The following is an 18879-nucleotide window of genomic DNA, read 5'->3' as shown; positions in this document are numbered from 1 at the left end:
AGATTGCGGTGTGTGAAGACGAAACGAACCGAAAGTTCGAAACTGCTCACAAAACACCGAGATCTATCACATACCCATTCGCTGGAGCGTAAACCCGTAAGGGCAAACGAGCCGGCTCCCGAATTTCTTGACGACCATAGAGCATTGGAACCACCTGATCCCATCCCGAACTCAGCAGTGAAACGATGCATCGCCGATGGTAGTGTGGGGTTTCCCCATGTGAGAGTAGGTCATCGTCAAGATTAAATTCCGAAACCCCTATCTGCGTATGCAGGTAGGGGTTTTGTTTTGCCCGAAGGAAAGTGCGCCCAGATAGCAGCACAAATTTGCACAGTTATTTTCGATTCAGAACACTAGAATAGGCCCATCTTTTTCGGAGCAAGAGCCTTTTATGCCAGATTCGGTTGACGCCCCCGGGCTGTCAGATTTACCGCTGGACGACTTGGTGGCGTGTCATGAGTGCGACCTGCTGATGCGCAAGCCCGAACTCGCCCGTGGCGAGAAAGCCCTATGCCCGCGCTGCGGCTACGAACTCTATGCCCACCGGCACAACGTGGTTCAGCGCAGTCTCGCCTTGGTCATCGCCGCTCTGTTGTTGTATATCCCGGCGAACTTTTTACCCATCATGCAGCTCAATCTACTCGGGCAATCGTCGCAAGACACTGTCTGGACCGGCGTTGTCGGCTTGTTCAATACCGGCATGCAAGGCGTCTCGGTCGTCGTGTTTCTGTGCAGCATGGGGATTCCGCTGCTCAAGTTGCTCTGTCAGCTGTTGGTGCTACTGAGCATTCGTTTCGATATCGGGCGCAGCTACGGTTTGTTGCTCTACCGCGTTTACCACCACCTTCGGGATTGGGGGATGCTCGAGGTTTACCTCATGGGCGTGCTGGTAGCGATCGTCAAGCTGGCAGATATGGCAGCCATCACCGTCGGTCTTGGCCTGGCGTGCTTTATCAGTTTGTTGTTGGTTCAGGTGTGGTTGGAGGTTGTGATGTCGCCTCACCAGATCTGGCAGGCTTTGTCAGGAGAAGATGCCCATGCGGGCGATTGATGCAGGCATTCTGATTTGTATCGAATGCCACGAGTTGAACAAGCAGGAAGCTGATACCGATGAGCAGGTCTGCACCCGCTGCGGTGCGCTGGTCCACGCCCGTCGTCCGAACAGCTTGATGCGTACCTGGGCGTTGCTGATCACCGCCGCGATTCTCTACATCCCGGCCAATGTGCTGCCGATCATGACCGTCAGCTCTCTGGGCAAGGGCGATCCCAGCACCATCATGTCCGGTGTGATCCAGCTGGTTCAGCACGGCATGATTCCCATCGCCGCCGTGGTTTTTATCGCCAGCATTCTGGTCCCCACGTTCAAGTTGGTGGGCATCGCGTTGCTGCTGTTTTCAGTGCAACGGCGCCAGCCATTGTCGGCACGCCAACGGATTGTGATGTACCGCTTTATCGAGTTCATCGGCCGTTGGTCGATGCTGGATATCTTTGTGATCGCCATCCTGGTGGCGGTCGTGAATTTCGGACGGCTTGCTAGCGTCGAAGCCAATCTTGGCGCCATCGCCTTCGCCAGTGTGGTGATTTTGACGATGCTTGCCGCAGTTACTTTCGATCCCCGACTGATTTGGGATAACACGGAGTCGGACGACGACCATGACTGATTTGCCTACAGCAAAAACCCGACCGGCCTCGAACTGGTCAGCTATCTGGGTCCTGCCACTGATCGCCCTGATCATCGGCGGCTGGCTCGGCTGGCGTGCCTATAACGAAACCGGCATCGAGATTCAGGTGCGCTTCGAAAGCGGCGAGGGCATCCAGGCCAACAAGACCGAAGTGGTCTACAAAGGCATGTCGGTCGGTAAGGTGAAGACTCTCAAGCTCGATGACGAAGGCAGCTCCAAAGGGGTGATCGCCACCATCGAGATGAACAAGGACGTGGAGCAATACCTCAAGACCAGCACCCGTTTCTGGCTGGTCAAACCGAGCGTGAGCCTGGCCGGTATTACCGGTCTGGAAACCCTGGTGTCAGGCAACTATGTCGCCGTCAGCCCCGGTGAAGGCGAGCCGACCCGCAAGTTCAAGGCCTTGGCCGAAGAGCCGCCGCTGTCGGACTCCAAGCCAGGCCTGCACTTGACCATCAAGGCTGATCGTCTCGGTTCGCTGAACCGTGGCAGCCCGGTGTTCTACAAGCAGATCAAGGTCGGCCAGGTCAAAAGCTATCTGCTCTCCGAAGACCAAAGCACGGTCGAGCTCAAGGTCTTTATCGAGCCCACCTACGCCAGTCTGGTGCGCAAACACACGCGCTTCTGGAACTCCAGCGGCATCAGCATCGACGCCAACCTGTCCGGGGTGAAAATCCGCAGCGAATCCCTGGCCAGCATCGTCGCCGGCGGGATCGCGTTCGCCACCCCGGAAAACCGCAAGGACAGCCCGCCCACCGATCCAAGCCTGCCGTTCCGTCTCTACGAAGACTTCGACGCAGCCGCTGCCGGTATTCGGGTCAAGGTCAAACTCAGCGACTTCGAAGGCCTGCAGGCTGGCCGTACGCCCGTGATGTACAAAGGCATCCAGGTCGGCAACCTGAAGGCGCTGAAGATCGATCCGGACCTGTCTGCCGCCACCGCCGAATTAACGCTGGACCCGCTGGCCGAGGATTACCTGGTCACCGGCACTCAGTTCTGGGTAGTAAAACCGTCTATTTCCTTGGCTGGCATTACCGGTCTGGAAGCCCTGGTCAAAGGTAACTACATCGCGATTCGCCCCGGCGACAAGGGTAGCGCACCGCAGCGCGAGTTCGTGGCGCGGGCAAAGGCGCCGCCGCTGGACTTGCGTTCACCCGGCCTGCACATGGTGTTGTTCACCGATAACCTCGGCTCTCTGGAGGTCGGTAGCCCGGTGCTCTATAAGCAGGTCAAGGTCGGTTCGGTCCAGAGTTACCAGTTCTCCAAGACCAAGAAACAATTGGTGATCGGTGTTCACATCGAGAAGGAATACGAGGGGCTGGTCAACGCCTCGTCGCGATTCTGGAACGCCAGCGGCGTCACCCTCAGCGGTGGTTTGACCGGCGGCATCCAGGTCAAGAGTGAATCGCTGCAAAGCCTGATGGCCGGCGGTATTGCCTTCGAAACCCCGGAAGCCAAGGCACCGTTGCAGAAGAAGATCCCGCGTTTCCGTTTGTTCCCGAGCCATGACGAGGCGAACCAGAAAGGCGCGGTGGTCACCATCAAGGTTGATCGCGCCGACGGTCTGCGCACCGGCACGGTCATCCGTTTCAAGGGGCTGGACGTCGGCAAGATCGAGGACGTTGACCTCACGGATGACTTGCAGTCGGTGATATTGACCGCGCGGATTACCGAAGTGCCGGAGCGCATTGCCCGGGTGGGCAGTCAGTTCTGGGTGGTCAAGCCAGAGCTGGGTCTGATCAAGACGTCGAACCTCGAAACCCTGGTCACTGGTCAGTACATCGAAGTGCAACCGGCCGCTAAAAATCTCGGCCCTCAGAAAAACTTCGTGGCGCTGGCCAATCCACCGGACTCCGCCAAGGTTGAGGCCGGGTTGAGTCTGGTGTTGAGCGCCGCTCGCCGTGGTTCGCTGAAAACCGGTGTGCCAGTGACCTATCGTGAAATCACCGTCGGCAAGGTGACCGGTTACGAGTTGGGTCAAACCGCAGACCGCGTGTTGGTGCACATCCTGATCGAGCCGAAGTACGCGCCACTGGTGCGCAGCGGCACGCGGTTCTGGAACACCAGCGGTTTTGGCCTGGACTTCGGTTTGTTCAAGGGTGCGACAGTGCGGACCGAGTCCCTGGAGACGTTGATCCAGGGCGGTATCGCTTTTGCCACGCCGGACGGTGAGCGCATGGGCACGCCGGCCCGACCTGAGCAGACGTTCCCGTTGTTCGATAAGTTTGAAGATGAATGGCTGACTTGGGCGCCGAAGATTTCACTCGGCAAGTAATTCAGCGGCGTCTGTGATGACGCCTTCGCGAGCAAGCCCGCTCCCACATTTAATCCGGTGTACACCGAACCATTGTGGGAGCGGGCTTGCTCGCGAAGAGGTCCTGAAGAACACTAAACACCTTCAATAAAAAAGGCCGCAATCCAATGGATAGCGGCCTTTTTCATATCTAACGGTTCAACCTAAACCGCATCCAGCTCCGGCTCATCCGCGTCAACATTCACTGTCGCCTTCACCTCATCATGCCGGCGAATGTACTTCCAGTCCGCCTCATCGATGTAGATCCCGTTCGGCCCGCTGCCGCCTTCCAGGTCAATCGCCACACTGGCACAGACCTGCGGCTTCACACTCGCCAGGATCGGCACGAAGCCCAGTTGCAGGCTGGTTTCCAGCAATGCAGCCTGGTTCTTCTCGTCGATGTCCGCCGCCTCGTCGAGGTAGTACGGCAGGCGCACGCGACCGGCCTGGTCGCGGTCCATCAAGTGCAGCAACAAGTACATGTTGGTCAGCGCCTTGATGGTCATGGTGGTGCCGTTGGACGCCGCGCCGTCGATGTCGGTGTGGATCACTGGTTGGCCGTTGACCTTGGTGATCTCGAACGCCAGCTCGAACAAATCCTTGAGCCCGAGCTGGTTGTGGTTCGCCGCCACCAGCCGTGCCAGGTATTCCTTGGCTTCTTCGTTCTTGTTGTCCTGATCGGCGCTTTGGCTCAGGTCGAATACGGAAAGGGTTTCGCCTTCTTCGTACTGACCGGCGCTGTGGATGATCTGGTCGATGTGCTTGAGTGCTTCCTTGTTCGGCGCAAGCACGATGCGGAAGCTCTGCAGGTTGGACACCTGACGCTTGTTGATCTCGCGGTTGAACAGCGCCAGTTGATGTTCGAGGCTGTCGTAGTCGCTGCGGATATTGCGCAGGGTCCGGGCGATGTCCGTCACGGCGGCGCGACGAGCCTTGCCGAGCGTCAGCGCTTCGTCGGTGCGGTGCGCATACGCGTTGATCAGCAATTGCAGGCGACGCTCCATATCGTCTTCGCTGTCGAACTTGGCCACGCCTTTCAGACGAACCTGCGCATACAGCGCCTCTATCTGGCCATCGCTGCGCTGCAAACCCTGCCAGCTGTCCTGATAGTCGTTGAGCAGCGGCAACAGGTTGTCCATCGAATCGTCGATCGGGTCCATGAACGGCGTGCCGAACGGCAAGTCTGCCGGCAACAGCTGACGGCGGCGCAACGCGTCGTCGAGGGTGCGTTGCTTGGCTTCCATGTCGCCGATCTGCCGACCGACCAGTTGCAGCTTGGCCGACAGTTGCTGGACGCGTTCGGTGAAGGCGTCGCTGGAACGCTTCAACTCTTCCTGCGCCGCTTCCATCTGCGCGAGTTGCTCAAGCTTGTCGTCTTCCTCGGCGCTCAAGGTTTGCGCGCGACGGAAATCTTCCAGGGCTTTCTGCGCATCCAGCACTTGCTGGTACAGCGCTTCAGTCTGGGTCTTGCTCGCCGCGCGGTCAGCGACCACGGCGGCCTGGGTTTTCAATTGCTTGAGCTCTTTCTCCAGACGCTCTTTCTGGTCGCGCAACGCGGCGCGGTCAGCCAGGGCTTGCAGGGCCGGCGGCTCGATGTGCGAGATGTCGATGGCCAGGCCCGGCACTTCAAAACGCTCGCCCTTGAAGCCATCGAGGATCAGCTCCAGGGATTTGACCCACTGACCGTCCTCGTCCAGCGTAATGCCGTGCTCGCCCAGCGGCAGACTGAACAGCGCGCTGTTGAACAGGCGCATCAGGCGCTCAACATCTTGTTGCGAGAACTCTTCGCGCAGACGGGCGTAGCTGTTGTTGTCGGCGTGATCGAGTTGCTGTTTCACCGACTTCAAGCGTTTTTCCAGATCCCGCAGGCGCTCGTCGAGATCTTCGGCGCTGAACTGCCGCGACTGCGCCAGCGCACCGGCCAGTTCATCGTGGGCATCCTTGGCCGCCAGCAATTGCTGCTCAAGGACTTTGACGTCAGTGACCAACGCGAAGCGATGCTTGAGCACCGACAACTCGCCGAGCCAGCGCTGGATGCCGGTGATTTCCCGCTCCAGACGCATCAGTTCCTGGGTGCCGCCGCGCTGATCGTTTTGCAGGGCGTCCTGCTCGCTGCGGTAGTGCTCGGCCTGGATGGTCAGCTCTTCCTTGCGCGCACTGGCGTAGTCTGACCAGGTGCCGAGCAACGAATCCAGCAGCGGCGAAATGCGATGCAACTTGCCGCGCAGGATATTGCGCTGGGTAACGCCCGAAGCCAACGCTTCGACCAATGGACCCGCAGTGACCAGCGAGTTGTAGTCCTGTTCCATGCGTCGTACATCGCGGAACGCTTCTTCGCACGCTGCGATGTAATCGACACTGCCGGAACGCAGGCTGTGTTCGAAGGCATCGAGGAACAGTTGCTTGAGCTTGGCCGCAGTGATTTCGCGCATGTGCAGCAGGTTGATGAACAACGCGCGGAAGGTCTTCAGGCTCTGTTCGCTGGTGGAGCGCAGCGGGATCAGGGTCAGGTCCAGCGGAATCGAGGTGTGACCGCCAACCAGCAAACGCCGCAGTTCATCCGGCTTGAGTTCGTAGGCTTTCAGGCCTTCGCGCTCAAGGTTGGTGAACAGTTCTTTCTGGCGCAGGCAGGTGTCGTTCTTCTGGTAATGGGCCAGGTCCAGTTTGCCGGCATAGGCAAAGAACTGGTGACCAAATCCACCACCCGGGCCGCGACCGACCACGCCAATCACGTGCGGGCCGTGGGGCAACGAGACTTCAACCAGGATGTAACTGGTGTCCGAGGCGAAGTAGAAACGCCGGGATTGTTCCAGGCTGTACTTGCCGAAACTCATGTCCGACATGCGCGCCAGGATCGGGAACTGCAAGGCGTTGATCGACGCGGATTTACCGAGGTTGTTCGCGCCGTAGACCGACAGCGGCTCTTCCAGCGGAAACAGCCCGAGACTGTAACCGGCGGTGTTCAAAAGGGCGAAGCGGCGAATGCCGTAGCGTTCCTTGCTCATGCGTCGGTCTCCTGTTCTTCGGCAATGGCGCGGGCCATGGCGTCTTCTTCGCTTTCTTCTTCGAAGTCACTGAGGTCCAGCGGATCATCGGTTTCCAGCAGCTTTTCGTCGCTGTCGTCATCGATCAACACTGGCACCGGCAATGGCAACACGCTGTGCAGGCTGGCTGCCAGATCACGGTCCTGCTGAACCGACAGGCAGACATCGAGGAAACGGTGCATCGGCGGCAGGAAACGGTAGATGCCGTTTTCTTCGCCGGCAAAACCGAGTTGGGTCATGCGGCGCATGATTTTTTCTTCGAGTTCTTCGACGGTCTGCACTTCGGCCTGGATAAACAGGTCGCGGTACTTCTCCAGCAGCGATGGCAATTCATCGCGGCCAAGGCTGCCACCGTCGAGCACGGCGACCGGGTCGCGGCCCTGGTCGGCCAGGTGCTCGACGAGGATGAAGGTGAACAGCGCCAGGCGTTGCGCAGTCTTGTTCACCGCCGCAGCGGCGAGGTCCGGCACGAAGTAGTAGAAACCACGGGTGTCGCAGACCAGTTCAAAGCCCAGCGCCTTGAACAGCGTGCGGTACTGGTCCTGGAAGTTCGACAGTTGCGCGTACAGCTCCGGATCGCGGCGGCTGACGTGGTAGCCCTTGAACAGCTCGCGAAAGATCGGCGCCAGCTGGGACAGTTCGTTTAGATCAAGATGCATGTGGGGTGCTCGCAGAATCCTCGGCGGCGGTGTCGCGGGCCGAGAGCAGGGCGAAGGAGCGCAGGCTGACCTGATGCTCATGAGTGTGGTAATCGCGGCGTTCCAGACGCTCGCGGGTGAAGCGTTTTTCCCGCGACAGGCGCGAGAACCAGTACAGCAATTCGTCGGTGGCGCCGTTCGGCTCTTGTTCCAAAAGCCAGGTCATCAGGTCCGGCATCGGCAGGGCGTCTTCGCAGCGTTCGAGCATTTCCCGAACCGTGCGTGGCGCACGTGGTGCTTCGCCTTTCTGGGTCTTGTGCGCCTTGGGGAAACGCGCCGGTTTCGGCTCGAAACGCGCCAGGGCGTAGACGTAGGCTTCGACCTGACTGGCACTGCCAAGAAAGGTGCTTTGCGGGCGAGTGAACATCGGCATCGCGGCTTGCGGCACTGCATCGATGCCTTTGCGGCGGATAGCCGACAAGGCCAGCGCCGCGCCACGGGTTACGGCGTTGTGGCGACGGGCTTCTTCACGCAGCGGCAGCAGCAGTTCCCGGGCGTGACGCAAGGTCAGCTGGGCGCTGGTCTGCATTTCGAGGATGCGCGCGTGGGTGCGCAGCAGCATGTCGTCATCGACCAGATGGCCGAGGCGTTGCTGTTCGGTGAGCATCTTCAGCAGCACGTTCTCGACCTTGCGCACGCCTTGTTCGAAGGCGCCGTCGGCGTTGACCAACTGGATCATCGGTTCGACGTATTCGTCCCAGGTCGCCAACACTTCAGCATACCGCTGACGCAACGGGATTTGCCGGTCGCTGGTCTTGGCGCGCTCGGCGACGGCTACGAGGGCCTGTTCGTCATTGGCGAGTTTCTTCAGAACGTCGCGCACGCGCATGTCGAGCAAGCGCAACTGGCGCGCCAGATCGTGGCCGTCGCGGATGTCGAAGGCGTCCTGGATATAACCGGCCAGGCGCTCGAGGTGGCGCAGGTAGGCTTCGATTTCCAGGCACAGGCCCAGACGGTGCTCACGGCGCAGGTAGGCGAGGAAGTCGTGGATCTGTGCGTTGAGCTCGAAACGGTTCGGGCTTTTCGCCACGGGCACCAGAATGTCGAGGCGGATCCACACGTCCAGCAGGCTGGTGATGTCCTGCGGTGTACTGTCCAGTTGCTGGGCGGCCAACTGTGAACGCAGTTCGTTGAGGCTCAGGGTGCCTTGGTCGAAGTGCTCGCACAGTGGCTCCAGAAGTGCCCAGTGTTCAGCGAGGGCGCGCAAGACGCGCTTGGGTTCGATCATCGGGATGGCCGGCTGGTTGTCGAATAAAAGCGGCGATTGTACTGCATCACGCCGGTTGCGATTCACTCTCGGGACGGACAGTCGGCTTTCTATGGATCAACAGCGGGCGATCTTGAGCGAAGGGCGGTAGAATCACCGCACTTTAGTTATCCACAAGTGGCCGACCTTTGCTTATCGAGTCCCGTCGTCGCGCTTATTTGACCGCCATGCAGGTGGTCAACTGGCTGCCGCGCACCGAATTGCCCTTTGCTGCGCCTTCGCGGCCAGAACTGCTGGAAGCGCCCGAGCCGTTGGTCGTCGCGCCAGTGCTGCCGGCTGCCGTGGCTGAAACGCCCGTGGAACCGCTGGTCAAGCCAGCCGAGCGGGTGAAAATCGAAGTGCCGCGCCCATCGTTGGCCAGCACGCGCTCGGGGGCCAAGGTCGAAGAAGAGGCGGCACCGGTCGTGGCAAAGGCGCCAGTCGTGCCGCCACCACGTTTCGCCCTGCAATTGCTGCGGGCCGGGCGTTGTTTGCTGCTGGTGGAGTTACCCACAGGCGAAACCTTCCAGACCCGCGACCCCGCGTACATGTTGCTCAAGGACATGTTGCGCGCCGCCGGTCTGCCGGACAGCCCGCAAATCGTCGGCGAACCGGTGCGCTGGCCGCTGTTGACCCGTGGCACGATGGACCAGGGGCCGGAAGCGGCGCGGGACTTCGTGCAAGGTTTCCTCTCGGCCCGGCTCGAAGACGCACCGTGCGTTTGCCTGTGGCTGATCGGCCTGCCGGCGGTGCGGTTTGCTGGCGAGGCCAACGCCGAATCGTACAACCGTGAACTCCAGGTCGAAGGCCTGGGCTCGGTCTGGGCCCTGCCGGGCCTGGAACTCTTAATGGAAGAGCCACAGCGTAAGGCTGATGTCTGGCAAGCCATGCGTCGGCTGATGGCGCGTTGGAAAGAATCAAATGAGTGACGCTGTATCGTTCCGCCCAATGACCGAGGCGGACCTGGACGCTGTACTGAAGATCGAATACGCGGCCTATAGCCACCCGTGGACGCGGGGGATTTTTCTCGATGGACTGGGCAAGTACCAGATCTGGCTGATGTTCGAAGGCTCGCAGCAGGTCGGCCACGGCGTGGTGCAGATCATTCTCGATGAAGCGCATCTGCTGAACATCACGGTCAAACCGGAGAACCAGGGCCGAGGCCTGGGTTTGACGCTGCTGGAACATTTGATGTCCCGGGCGTATGACGCCAAGGCGCGGGAGTGTTTCCTGGAAGTGCGCGACAGCAACCGTGGGGCGTTTCGGTTGTATGAGCGGTATGGGTTTAACGAGATTGGCCGGCGTCGGGATTACTACCCAGCGGTGGGTGGGCGGGAAGATGCCGTGGTCATGGCCTGCACATTGGTTGACTGAAAGTCGTTAAAAGCTTCGCGGGCAAGCCTCGCTCCTACAGATTTTTTGTCGCACACAATATTTGTGATCGCCACAAAACCTGTAGGAGCGAGGCTTGCCCGCGAAGGCGTCCGCTCAGGCGCTACAGATCAACGATTCCCGTCAATCGGATCGCGCTTCGCCAACTCCGCCTCATCCAACCCATTGCCGCCACCAATATCGTCTTCATCGACAATGCTCAGGTCCCAATCAGCCTGATTGCCTTGGCCGGCTTCATGGGCGTCCCGCGCGCCATCTTCATGGATCAGCGTTTCCGGGCTCATGTCATCGTCGGTAGACTCATGATCGTCGGTCGAGGCCCCGGTCATGCCGGCTTCGCGCACACGTTCGCGGGGCATCAGGCGTTCGCGTTCGTTTTCCGGCAGCTCGTCACCGATTTTGGCGCTCGGTTCTTCCTCGTCGAAATCCAGCTCATGCATCGAACCCATGCGGTCTTCGTTGTCATCGATGGGCTCGGGTTGCACCGCATCGTACGGACGTCGTGATTCAGTCATGGCAATTCCTCATACTGTGGGCCTTACTAGGGTGGACCCACAGGGCGTGCGAGAATTCCACCGGCATGGAATGCCGATCATGGACGTTTGGGCTATCTGCATCATGCGCGTGACCTCGACGGACGGTCGTCTGTCAAACCTGCGCATCATTCTTGAGGCTTCATTGCATGAACGAATTACAAGATCTGATTGATAACAACGAGCGCTGGGCTGACGCGATCACCAAAGAAGATCCTGATTTCTTCGCCAAACTGGCCCGTCAGCAAACCCCGGAATACCTGTGGATCGGTTGCTCCGATGCGCGGGTGCCGGCGAACGAGATCGTTGGCATGCTGCCCGGTGACCTGTTTGTTCACCGTAACGTGGCCAACGTGGTGCTGCACACCGACCTCAATTGCCTGTCGGTAATTCAGTACGCGGTGGACGTGCTCAAGGTCAAACACATCCTGGTCACTGGCCATTACGGGTGTGGCGGCGTGCGTGCGTCGATGCAGGACCGCCAGTTGGGCCTGATCGATGGCTGGCTGCGTTCGATTCGTGATCTCTATTATGAGAAACGCGAAGAATTGGCCAAGTTGCCCACCGAAGAAGAACAGGTTGATCGCCTCTGCGAGCTCAACGTGGTCCAGCAAGTGGCCAACGTCGGGCACACCAGCATTGTGCAAAACGCCTGGCATCGCGGGCAGAGCCTGTCGATCCACGGTTGCATCTATGGCATCAAGGACGGTCGCTGGAAAAGCCTGAACGCGACCATCAGCGGTTTCGAGCAACTGCCGCCGCAATACCGTTTGCGTCCTGTCGGGGCGTTGTAACGCGCTAAAAACAAAACGCCTTTGCGTGTGGGCCATGGCTCATGCGCAAAGGCGTTTGTCGTTTCAGATGTGCGGTGCCGGGATGGCCGCCGCAGGTGCCGGGGCTTGCAACTGATTGAGCTCGGACTTGATCGGCGGCGTGGCGCACTTGGCTTCGGCCTGGGCTTCGGTCAGGTTGCGGATCGAGGTGTAGAACAGATCGCAGGTTTTCGCTTTCTGGGTTACCTGCCAGGTCTGGGTGCAGCTTTTCAGCAGTGCGGCCGGGTCGCTACCCGGTTTGCTGCCCATCCCGGCCTGCCAGCACGCGGCGCTCAAATCCTGGCCCATGACTTTCAGGCCGGCTGCGTCGGCTAATGCCTGGGCGTCAGGACCGGTATACGTTTCTGGGTCAGCGGCATACCAGATATAGCTTGGATGGTTGGAGCCCAGCACCGGCACCTTCACCCCGGCACTCGGGCTGATCGTCGCCAGGCCCAGCACACCCACGGTCACCCCGTATTGCTGCTTGATCCAGTTACGCACCGGTGCGCCAAACGCGAGCATCGGCAACGTTGCGCCTTTGGCGTTCTGGCTGACTTCCTTGACCATGGTGGTCTGGTAGTCCTTGAAGTAGTCGTAGACGCCTTCCAGATCCTTGCCGGCGCTGGCCGGCGCGGCAATCGGCGCGATGTCGATGATGGTCTGGTAGCCCGGCGTCTGCGCGGTCGGAATGCCGTTGTCGACCAGCAGCGTGGCCCAGCGATCGGTGGTGGCGGAGCGCAGGTAATCCTGGGCTTGGGTCAGCGAGTAATCCGGCGGGAAGTGCAGCAACTCGACGCTTTTGCGGTTTTCCAGCGCCATGCCCAACGGCAGGAACAGATACCAGCTATAAGCCCATTTGCCATCGATGTTGAGCTTTTTGGCGCCGTTGTAGGCCAGATCCCCGGCATCGAGCAACGCCGCCAGGGGTTTTTCATAACCCTTGGGCACGCCGCTGATCTCGGCGTAGAGCTGATGGTTATCGGTTTTGACCCGGACTTTCGCGGCGCTGTAACCGTCGCGCTGCACACTCTGGGTCAGATAATGCTCAACGGTTTGCTCCAGCGTCCAGTTGCGGAAGCAGATCACGTTGCAGTTGTTGGGGTAAGCGAAGAGACGGGTGACGCGTTCAGTGCTGCCCAGCTTGAGATCGACATCGGCGTGGGCGGCGGCACTCAGGGTGAGCGCGGCGAGGGTAAGTCCTGCGAGTTTGAACATGCTCAGATCCTTTTCAGCGTGGACCCCTCTTGCGGGGGCAAGCGCCATACTGAATCAGGGCAAGCAGACAAAGAAGTAGGTTGTAACAGTATTTTTTACGCTGACGCGGAAGTAATTGATGGGGCTCAAAATTTTGGTCGAAACGGGCAGCCCACCCTTGAACAGGAGAGGGCTGAGTCGTTGTTTTGAGTTACAGCAGGTGCAATGCGAGATGACTGCCCGCGCGCAAGTACTCGACCTGTGCAGTAACGGCATCCTTGACGATGGCCTCGCCGGTGTCGCTAAGTTTGGCTTTCTTGGCATCGATCACAGTCAGTTGCAATAACTGCATGGCGACATCCATTGCCTTTTGAAAGGCAGTCAGATTGTTGTGATGTCCAAATTCACGAATGACCGCGTCCATACGGCGGTCGGCGTCATCACGCAGTGTTCTGTATTCGACAAATGAAATTCGCTCGTCCTTGTAAACTTCATTAATCATTTCTTCCAGCGTTTTTGATTTTAGAGACATTAAGTCGATCGTCCTTGAAGAGTGGTGTTGTATTTGAATAGTTTGCGAAAACCTTTTTGTTGTTCGCCGAAACATAACTACCGCCGAAGTTTAATTCAGCGGGCTATGTATTGGAGATAGGATCAGGACGAGTTTAATGTCAGGCGAGGTTATGCATGTATGTAGGAATAATCCTGACTCAGTGGTCGCTCCCGTAGGAAGGAGCGACACTGCTTAAGGCTATAAGTCAGGCGGGAAAGTGCAGCGCGTTGGTCAAATCCCCCATCGGCTTCTGCCCGCGGGCAATCATCGCGTCATCGCGCATTCTGATCCCGTCGAGGGTTTCCAGCTGAAAGGTGCGGGTGATCAGGCGCAGGATCGAGGCAGTGTCATACACCGTGTGATCCACTGTGCCCTTGCGTGAAAACGGTGAAATCACCAGCGCCGGGATACGCGTCCCCGGGCCCCAGCGATCGCCTTTTGGCGGCGCAACGTGGTCCCACCAGCCACCGTTCTCATCGACGGTAATCACCACCACCATGTTTTTCCATTGCGGACTTTGCTGCAGCACTTTCAACGCCCGCACGATATGCCGGTCGCCCGAGGCGATGTCGGCGTAACCGGCGTGCATGTTCAGGTTGCCCTGGGGTTTGTAAAACGTCACCGCTGGCAGCTTGCCAGCCTCGGCATCGGCGAGGAATTTGTTGGTGCTCGACTCATCGCCCAACCCGCCATCGCGCAGGCGCTTGGCACGCTCGGCCGGGTTTTCCGGGCCCTGGCGCTTGAAGTAGTTGAACGGCTGGTGGTGGTACTGGAAGTTGGGGATTTTCGGAATCGCCCCCGAATCCTTGTACTCATCGATCGTGGCTTGCCACGCGCCGCCGTACCAGGCCCAGTCGACGTTCTTTTTCGAGAGCTTGTCGCCGATGTGCTCGTGGGTTTGCGGGACCAAAACGCTGGGCAGAGGCTTGGCGTAATCCGGGCGCTCCGGGTCGCGAATCCAGGTCGGCCAATACGGCGGCGCCATGGTGTTTACCGCGTAGCCATCCGGGGTCAGCAGGCTCGGGCCGAACTGCGGCGGGCCGGTCATGGCGCTGGCGGGCGAGGCGTCCAGTGGCTTGAGACGATTGTCGGTCGGGTCATCGCTTTGCAGCGTGGCGATATTGGGCTTGGCGATCGAGTTGGCCGCATCCGGGTAGAACGGCACTTGGGCGCTGATCAGGTATTGATGGTTCAGGTACGAGCCGCCGAAAGCGCCCTGGAAGAAGTTGTCGCAGAGCACGAATTCCCTGGCCACATCCCACAGGCGCAATGAATAGCGGGTCTGGGTGTAATGACCCATGGTCAAGGCACCAGAATCGGCCCAAGCCACAAAGCGGTCATTCTTGCCGCCATTGATCTGCATCTGGTTCTGGTAGAACACATGCCACAGATCGCGGGTCACCAGGCTCAGCGGCAAGTCTTCACCTTGCGGGCCTTTGAGGGCGAACGGCTCATTGGGCAAGTGTTCCTGGAATTGCGTGCCGGCGGGGTAGACCACACCGTCGAGGGTTTGCGGACCAACCTGATTCAAGCCACCCCACACCGGCGGCAGGGTCGACAACAGATTGCCGTCGCGGTCCCGTTGCTGAAAGTCGTCCGGCTTGAGCGCCGACAGCGGTTTCTCAATCCCCGGGAAATCCGCGAACAGGTTATTGAAGCTGCGGTTTTCGCCGTAGATCACCACGACGTTCTTCACGTTTTCGTGCAGGGCTTTATCCAGCTCGGTAGGCGTCAGCGGGCGCTCGACCGGTTTGCCAGTGTCATCACCTTTAGTGCCGCAAGCACTCAGGGTTGCCCCGACACCCAACACGGCAACGCCACCGAGGAAGCGGCGGCGGCTGGTGTCTACAGGTTGATCGGCGTCGGGGGAGGGGAGGTCGGTTCCGTCTTTTTCGTCGGCCATTTCGATTCCTTTTCACGAAATTGTTGCAATGTGTTTCGGCGGGACGCTAGCAGCGCGATGTGACGGGGAGGTTACACGAGAGTTTCGATTGGCTGGAACTGTGTAGGAAACCGTGGGGATCGGTACTCATCTTGTAACGGTGTGGGACTTTTAGCCTTCACGAGCACTGTTAGGCTAGCGCGATGCCGATTTGGTCAAGGTGAGTCATGAAGCCCTCAATTGCTTTGGATCTCCAACGTGTGGCTGTCCTCGAGGTTGTTCGCAGGTCCCACACTTCCAATCCCCGTGTCTTTGGCTCGGTAATGTTCGGAACGGATAAAGAGGGGAGTGACCTTGATCTGTTAGTTGACGCATTGCCTGGTGCAACACTTTTTGACTTGGGCGGACTTCAGGAAGAGCTGGAGGAGTTACTGGGCGTAAGTGTTGACCTGCGGACGCCGCAAGACCTTCCATTGAAGCTCCGTCGGAAAGTCCTTAAACAGGCTCGCCCGATATGACCGAAAACCTACTCGGCGCATATCAGGCTAAGCAGCCAACTCGACTGCACTCGTTTCTCCCAAGCAAGTGCAGTCCACTCGTTTAAGGCATCACCGGCGCCGTATAAACCAGCGTCGTCCCCAGCGCCCACAGCAGGAACAACACCAGCGGCGTGTGCACCAGCAACTGCACGAACGAGAACCCGATCAAGTCCCGCGCCTTCAATCCCAGTACGCCCAGCAGCGGCAGCATGTAGAACGGGTTGATCAGGTTCGGCAGGGCTTCGGCGGCGTTGTAGATTTGCACGGCCCAGCCCAGGTGGTAGTTCAGGTCGGTGGCCACTTGCATCACGTACGGCGCTTCGATGATCCATTTACCGCCGCCGGACGGGATGAAGAAACCGAGAATCGCCGAGTACACGCCCATCAACAGCGCGTAGGTGTCGTGGGACGCGATCTGTACGAAAAAGGTCGAGATGTGGTGGGCCAGGGTCTGGGCGTCGGTGCCTTTGACGGTGGTCATCAGCGCGGCAATCGAGCCGTACAGCGGAAACTGGATCAGCACGCCGGTGGTGGTCGGCACCGCACGGGCCACGGCGTCGAGGAAGCTGCGCGGGCGCCAGTGCAGCAGGGCGCCGAGCATCAGGAACAGGAAGTTATAGGTGTTCAACCCGGAGATCGCGCTGATTGCCGGTTTGGTCGAGAACTCATGGAACAGCCAGCCGCCCGCCAACAACACCAGCAAAATCGTCAGCAACGGACTGTGTTCCAGCCATTCGCCGGGACGGGTGCGCGGTTGCAGTGGCGGCAGGTTGAAACTCGGGTCGATGCCACAGGCCTCGGCGTCACGCGCGGAATTCGGGCCGGGGGCGGTGGCGTAGGCAATGATCAGCGAGACCACGATCAGCGCCAGCAACAGCACACCGGACTGCCAGAGAAAGATCGTCTGAGTGAACGGGATGACCCCGGTAATCGACAGAATCGATGGCGGCAGGCTGGCCGGGTTGGCTTGCAATTGCGCGGCGGACGACGACAGGCCCAACGCCCAAACGGCGCCAAGGCCCAGATAAGCAGCGGCGCCGGCAGCGCGGTAATCCATTTTCAGATCAGTGCGGCGCGCGAGGGCACGTACCAGCAAACCACCGAACACCAGCGAAAGCCCCCAGTTCAGCAGCGACGCGACCATGGAAATCAGCGCGACCCAGGCCACGGCGGAGCGGCCGTTTTTCGGGATCCGCGCCAGGCGATCGATCAGCTTTACCGCTGGCGGCGAACTGGCCACCACATAACCGCCAATCACCACGAACGCCATTTGCATGGTGAACGGAATCAGACTCCAGAACCCGTCACCGAACGCCATGGCGGCGTCGGTGGGTTTGGCGCCCATGGCCATGGTCGCCACGGCAACGATGATCACCGCCAGGGCAGCGAACACCCAGGAATCGGGGAACCAGCGTTCGGCAAAGCTTGAGCAGCGCAGGGCAAAGCGGGCATAGCGGCTATCGTCGATATCAGCGGCCACGGGACTACCTCGGATTTTTATGATTATTGTGATGTTCCAGGCCGCAAAGGCCCGTCTGGTCAGGTGCCAACATTAAATCAATCGACTGTTTTTTGTGACGAAGTTTTACTGGTTTAGGACTTTGGTCTAACGGGTTGTCCGTCACCGATTTTGCGTAGACCATGGGCGCCTTGGTTTTTGCCTATGCCAGAGTTCTTTTCATGACTGCCAATACCGACACGCGCCCGGCACCGTTCACCCGTTCGGACTACAAGACCCTGGGCCTTGCGGCGCTCGGCGGGGCGCTGGAAATCTACGATTTCATCATTTTCGTATTTTTCGCCCTGACCCTCAGCCAGCTGTTCTTTCCGCCGGAAATGCCCGAATGGCTGCGCTTGCTACAGAGCTTCGGGATCTTCGTCACCGGTTACCTGGCGCGGCCGCTGGGTGGGATTCTGATGGCGCACTTCGCCGACAAACTCGGGCGCAAAAAGGTTTTCAGCCTCAGCATTTTGATGATGGCGCTGCCGTGCCTGCTGATCGGCATCATGCCGACCTACGCGCAAATCGGTTATTTCGCACCGTTGCTGCTGTTGGCCCTGCGCATTCTTCAGGGCGCGGCAGTGGGCGGTGAGGTGCCAAGCGCCTGGGTATTCGTCGCCGAACACGCGCCGGCCGGGCATCGCGGTTACGCTCTCGGATTCCTTCAGGCTGGGCTGACGTTTGGCTATTTGATCGGCGCGTTGACCGCGACCTTTCTGGCCCAGGCCTTCACCCCGGCTGAAATTCTCGATTACGCCTGGCGCTATCCGTTCCTGCTGGGCGGCGTGTTTGGTGTGATCGGCGTCTGGTTGCGCCGCTGGCTCAGCGAAACCCCGGTGTTCATGGCGATGCAGGCGCGCCGCGATGCGACGGCCGAACTGCCGCTGCGCACCGTGCTGCGCGAACATCGCCTGGCCATGTTGCCGGCGATGATCCTCACCTGCGTGCTGACCTCGGCGGTGGTGGTGTTCGTGGTGATCACCCCGACCATGATGCAGAAAACCTTCGGCATGACCGCCAGCCACACCTTCGCCCTGAGCGCCTTGGGCATCGTGTTCCTGAACATCGGTTGCGTGCTCGCCGGTTTGCTGGTCGACCGCATCGGCGCCTGGCGCACGGTCATGCTTTACAGCCTGTTGCTGCCACTGGGCATTGGCGTGCTTTATACCTGCCTGATCATCGGCGGTAGCTGGATCGGCCTGGCCTACGCGGTGGCCGGCCTCTGTTGCGGGGTGGTCGGCGCGGTGCCGTCGGTGATGGTCAACCTGTTCCCGGCGCGGATTCGCGTCTCGGGGATTTCCTTCACCTACAACATTGCCTACGCGGCGTGGGCGAGTATCACACCGCTGTTGCTGATCGGTCTGATGCCGTGGAGCCCATGGATCTGCGTGATTTTCTGCGCGGTGATGGGCGCGATGGGCGTGAGCAGCGCGGCGTATTTCGGCGCGCGCATGCCGCATGTCGGGAGCCGTTCCGTGGCGCCCTGCTTGTAGCTATCCGGGGGGCG

Annotated in this window: 16 protein-coding genes and 1 rRNA gene; 9 read left to right on the top strand and 8 right to left on the bottom strand. The window is 59.6% G+C overall.

The genetic code is table 11. The features are described from left to right. The first annotated feature begins 126 nt into the window (after positions 1–126). The 4 genes from rrf to LOY68_RS27075 all read left to right on the top strand — a co-directional run bounded on the left by rrf (position 127) and on the right by LOY68_RS27075 (position 3957). Positions 127–242 (top strand): 5S ribosomal RNA (gene rrf, locus LOY68_RS27090). 149 nt (positions 243–391) lie between these two features. Beyond that, the gene (locus tag LOY68_RS27085; RefSeq protein ID WP_163911854.1) at positions 392–1051 is read left to right on the top strand and encodes a paraquat-inducible protein A; all 660 of its coding nucleotides are present in this window, start codon (positions 392–394) and stop codon (positions 1049–1051) included. After that, entirely contained in the window at positions 1038–1661 is a 624-nt protein-coding gene (locus tag LOY68_RS27080) for a paraquat-inducible protein A (RefSeq protein ID WP_054045754.1), read from the top strand. Before LOY68_RS27085 ends, LOY68_RS27080 begins: the two co-directional genes overlap by 14 nt. Next, a complete protein-coding gene (locus tag LOY68_RS27075; RefSeq protein ID WP_265040922.1) occupies positions 1654–3957 on the top strand; it encodes an intermembrane transport protein PqiB in 2304 nt (767 codons plus the stop codon). The genes LOY68_RS27080 and LOY68_RS27075 overlap by 8 nt, the downstream gene beginning before the upstream one ends. 182 nt (positions 3958–4139) lie before the next feature. On the opposite strand, the gene mksF is transcribed toward LOY68_RS27075, so the two are convergent. The 3 genes from mksF to mksB are packed head-to-tail and all read right to left on the bottom strand — an operon-like array spanning position 4140 to position 8945. Further along, positions 4140–6980 carry an Mks condensin complex protein MksF gene (mksF, locus tag LOY68_RS27070; protein ID WP_265040921.1) on the bottom strand — a complete coding sequence of 947 codons (2841 nt, stop codon included), beginning with the start codon at positions 6978–6980 and terminating at the stop codon, positions 4140–4142. Then, positions 6977–7678, bottom strand: coding sequence for an Mks condensin complex protein MksE (gene mksE / locus LOY68_RS27065; RefSeq protein WP_027925914.1), 702 nt, complete (start codon positions 7676–7678; stop codon positions 6977–6979). The genes mksF and mksE overlap by 4 nt, the downstream gene beginning before the upstream one ends. Beyond that, complete coding sequence (mksB, locus tag LOY68_RS27060; RefSeq protein WP_054045789.1) at positions 7668–8945, bottom strand: Mks condensin complex protein MksB; 1278 nt, start codon at positions 8943–8945, stop codon at positions 7668–7670. The genes mksE and mksB overlap by 11 nt, the downstream gene beginning before the upstream one ends. Positions 8946–9151: 206 nt before the next feature. Here mksB and LOY68_RS27055 point away from each other — a divergent pair, with 206 nt between their 5' ends. Both LOY68_RS27055 and rimI read left to right on the top strand, forming a co-directional pair. After that, entirely contained in the window at positions 9152–9892 is a 741-nt protein-coding gene (locus LOY68_RS27055; protein ID WP_163914797.1) for an energy transducer TonB, read from the top strand. Beyond that, entirely contained in the window at positions 9885–10337 is a 453-nt protein-coding gene (rimI, locus tag LOY68_RS27050; protein ID WP_054045745.1) for a ribosomal protein S18-alanine N-acetyltransferase, read from the top strand. Before LOY68_RS27055 ends, rimI begins: the two co-directional genes overlap by 8 nt. Before the next feature lie 128 nt (positions 10338–10465). On the opposite strand, the gene LOY68_RS27045 is transcribed toward rimI, so the two are convergent. Continuing rightward, entirely contained in the window at positions 10466–10870 is a 405-nt protein-coding gene (locus tag LOY68_RS27045) for a serine kinase/phosphatase (RefSeq protein WP_265040920.1), read from the bottom strand. A gap of 167 nt (positions 10871–11037) precedes the next feature. On the opposite strand from LOY68_RS27045, the gene can reads away from it, so the two are divergent. Further along, complete coding sequence (gene can, locus LOY68_RS27040; RefSeq protein ID WP_054045742.1) at positions 11038–11682, top strand: carbonate dehydratase; 645 nt, start codon at positions 11038–11040, stop codon at positions 11680–11682. Between the two features lie 63 nt (positions 11683–11745). Here can and LOY68_RS27035 read toward each other — a convergent pair whose 3' ends face one another. The 3 genes from LOY68_RS27035 to LOY68_RS27025 all read right to left on the bottom strand — a co-directional run bounded on the left by LOY68_RS27035 (position 11746) and on the right by LOY68_RS27025 (position 15353). Continuing rightward, positions 11746–12918 carry a hypothetical protein gene (locus LOY68_RS27035; RefSeq protein ID WP_265040919.1) on the bottom strand — a complete coding sequence of 391 codons (1173 nt, stop codon included), beginning with the start codon at positions 12916–12918 and terminating at the stop codon, positions 11746–11748. A gap of 190 nt (positions 12919–13108) precedes the next feature. After that, positions 13109–13429: a hypothetical protein gene (locus LOY68_RS27030; RefSeq protein ID WP_265040918.1), complete on the bottom strand. Its 321-nt coding sequence runs from the start codon at positions 13427–13429 to the stop codon at positions 13109–13111. Between the two features lie 226 nt (positions 13430–13655). Further along, a complete protein-coding gene (locus LOY68_RS27025) occupies positions 13656–15353 on the bottom strand; it encodes an acid phosphatase (protein ID WP_265040917.1) in 1698 nt (565 codons plus the stop codon). A 206-nt stretch (positions 15354–15559) separates the two neighbouring features. Here LOY68_RS27025 and LOY68_RS27020 point away from each other — a divergent pair, with 206 nt between their 5' ends. After that, positions 15560–15850: a nucleotidyltransferase family protein gene (locus LOY68_RS27020; protein WP_265040916.1), complete on the top strand. Its 291-nt coding sequence runs from the start codon at positions 15560–15562 to the stop codon at positions 15848–15850. Positions 15851–15932: 82 nt separating this feature from the next. Here LOY68_RS27020 and LOY68_RS27015 read toward each other — a convergent pair whose 3' ends face one another. Beyond that, positions 15933–17351 (bottom strand): short-chain fatty acid transporter, encoded by a 1419-nt coding sequence (locus LOY68_RS27015; protein WP_265040915.1) that lies wholly within the window; start codon positions 17349–17351, stop codon positions 15933–15935. Between the two features lie 200 nt (positions 17352–17551). Between LOY68_RS27015 and LOY68_RS27010 the strand changes: the two genes are divergently transcribed. Then, positions 17552–18865, top strand: a complete 1314-nt coding sequence (locus LOY68_RS27010) for an MFS transporter (RefSeq protein ID WP_265040914.1) — start codon at positions 17552–17554, stop codon at positions 18863–18865. Positions 18866–18879 lie beyond the last annotated feature (14 nt).

The sequence above is a fragment of the Pseudomonas sp. B21-053 genome (genome assembly GCF_026016365.1).
Lineage (GTDB): Bacteria > Pseudomonadota > Gammaproteobacteria > Pseudomonadales > Pseudomonadaceae > Aquipseudomonas > Aquipseudomonas nunensis.
Note: the sequence above shows the minus strand (reverse complement) of the source record. Positions and strands in the feature narration are given on the sequence as shown.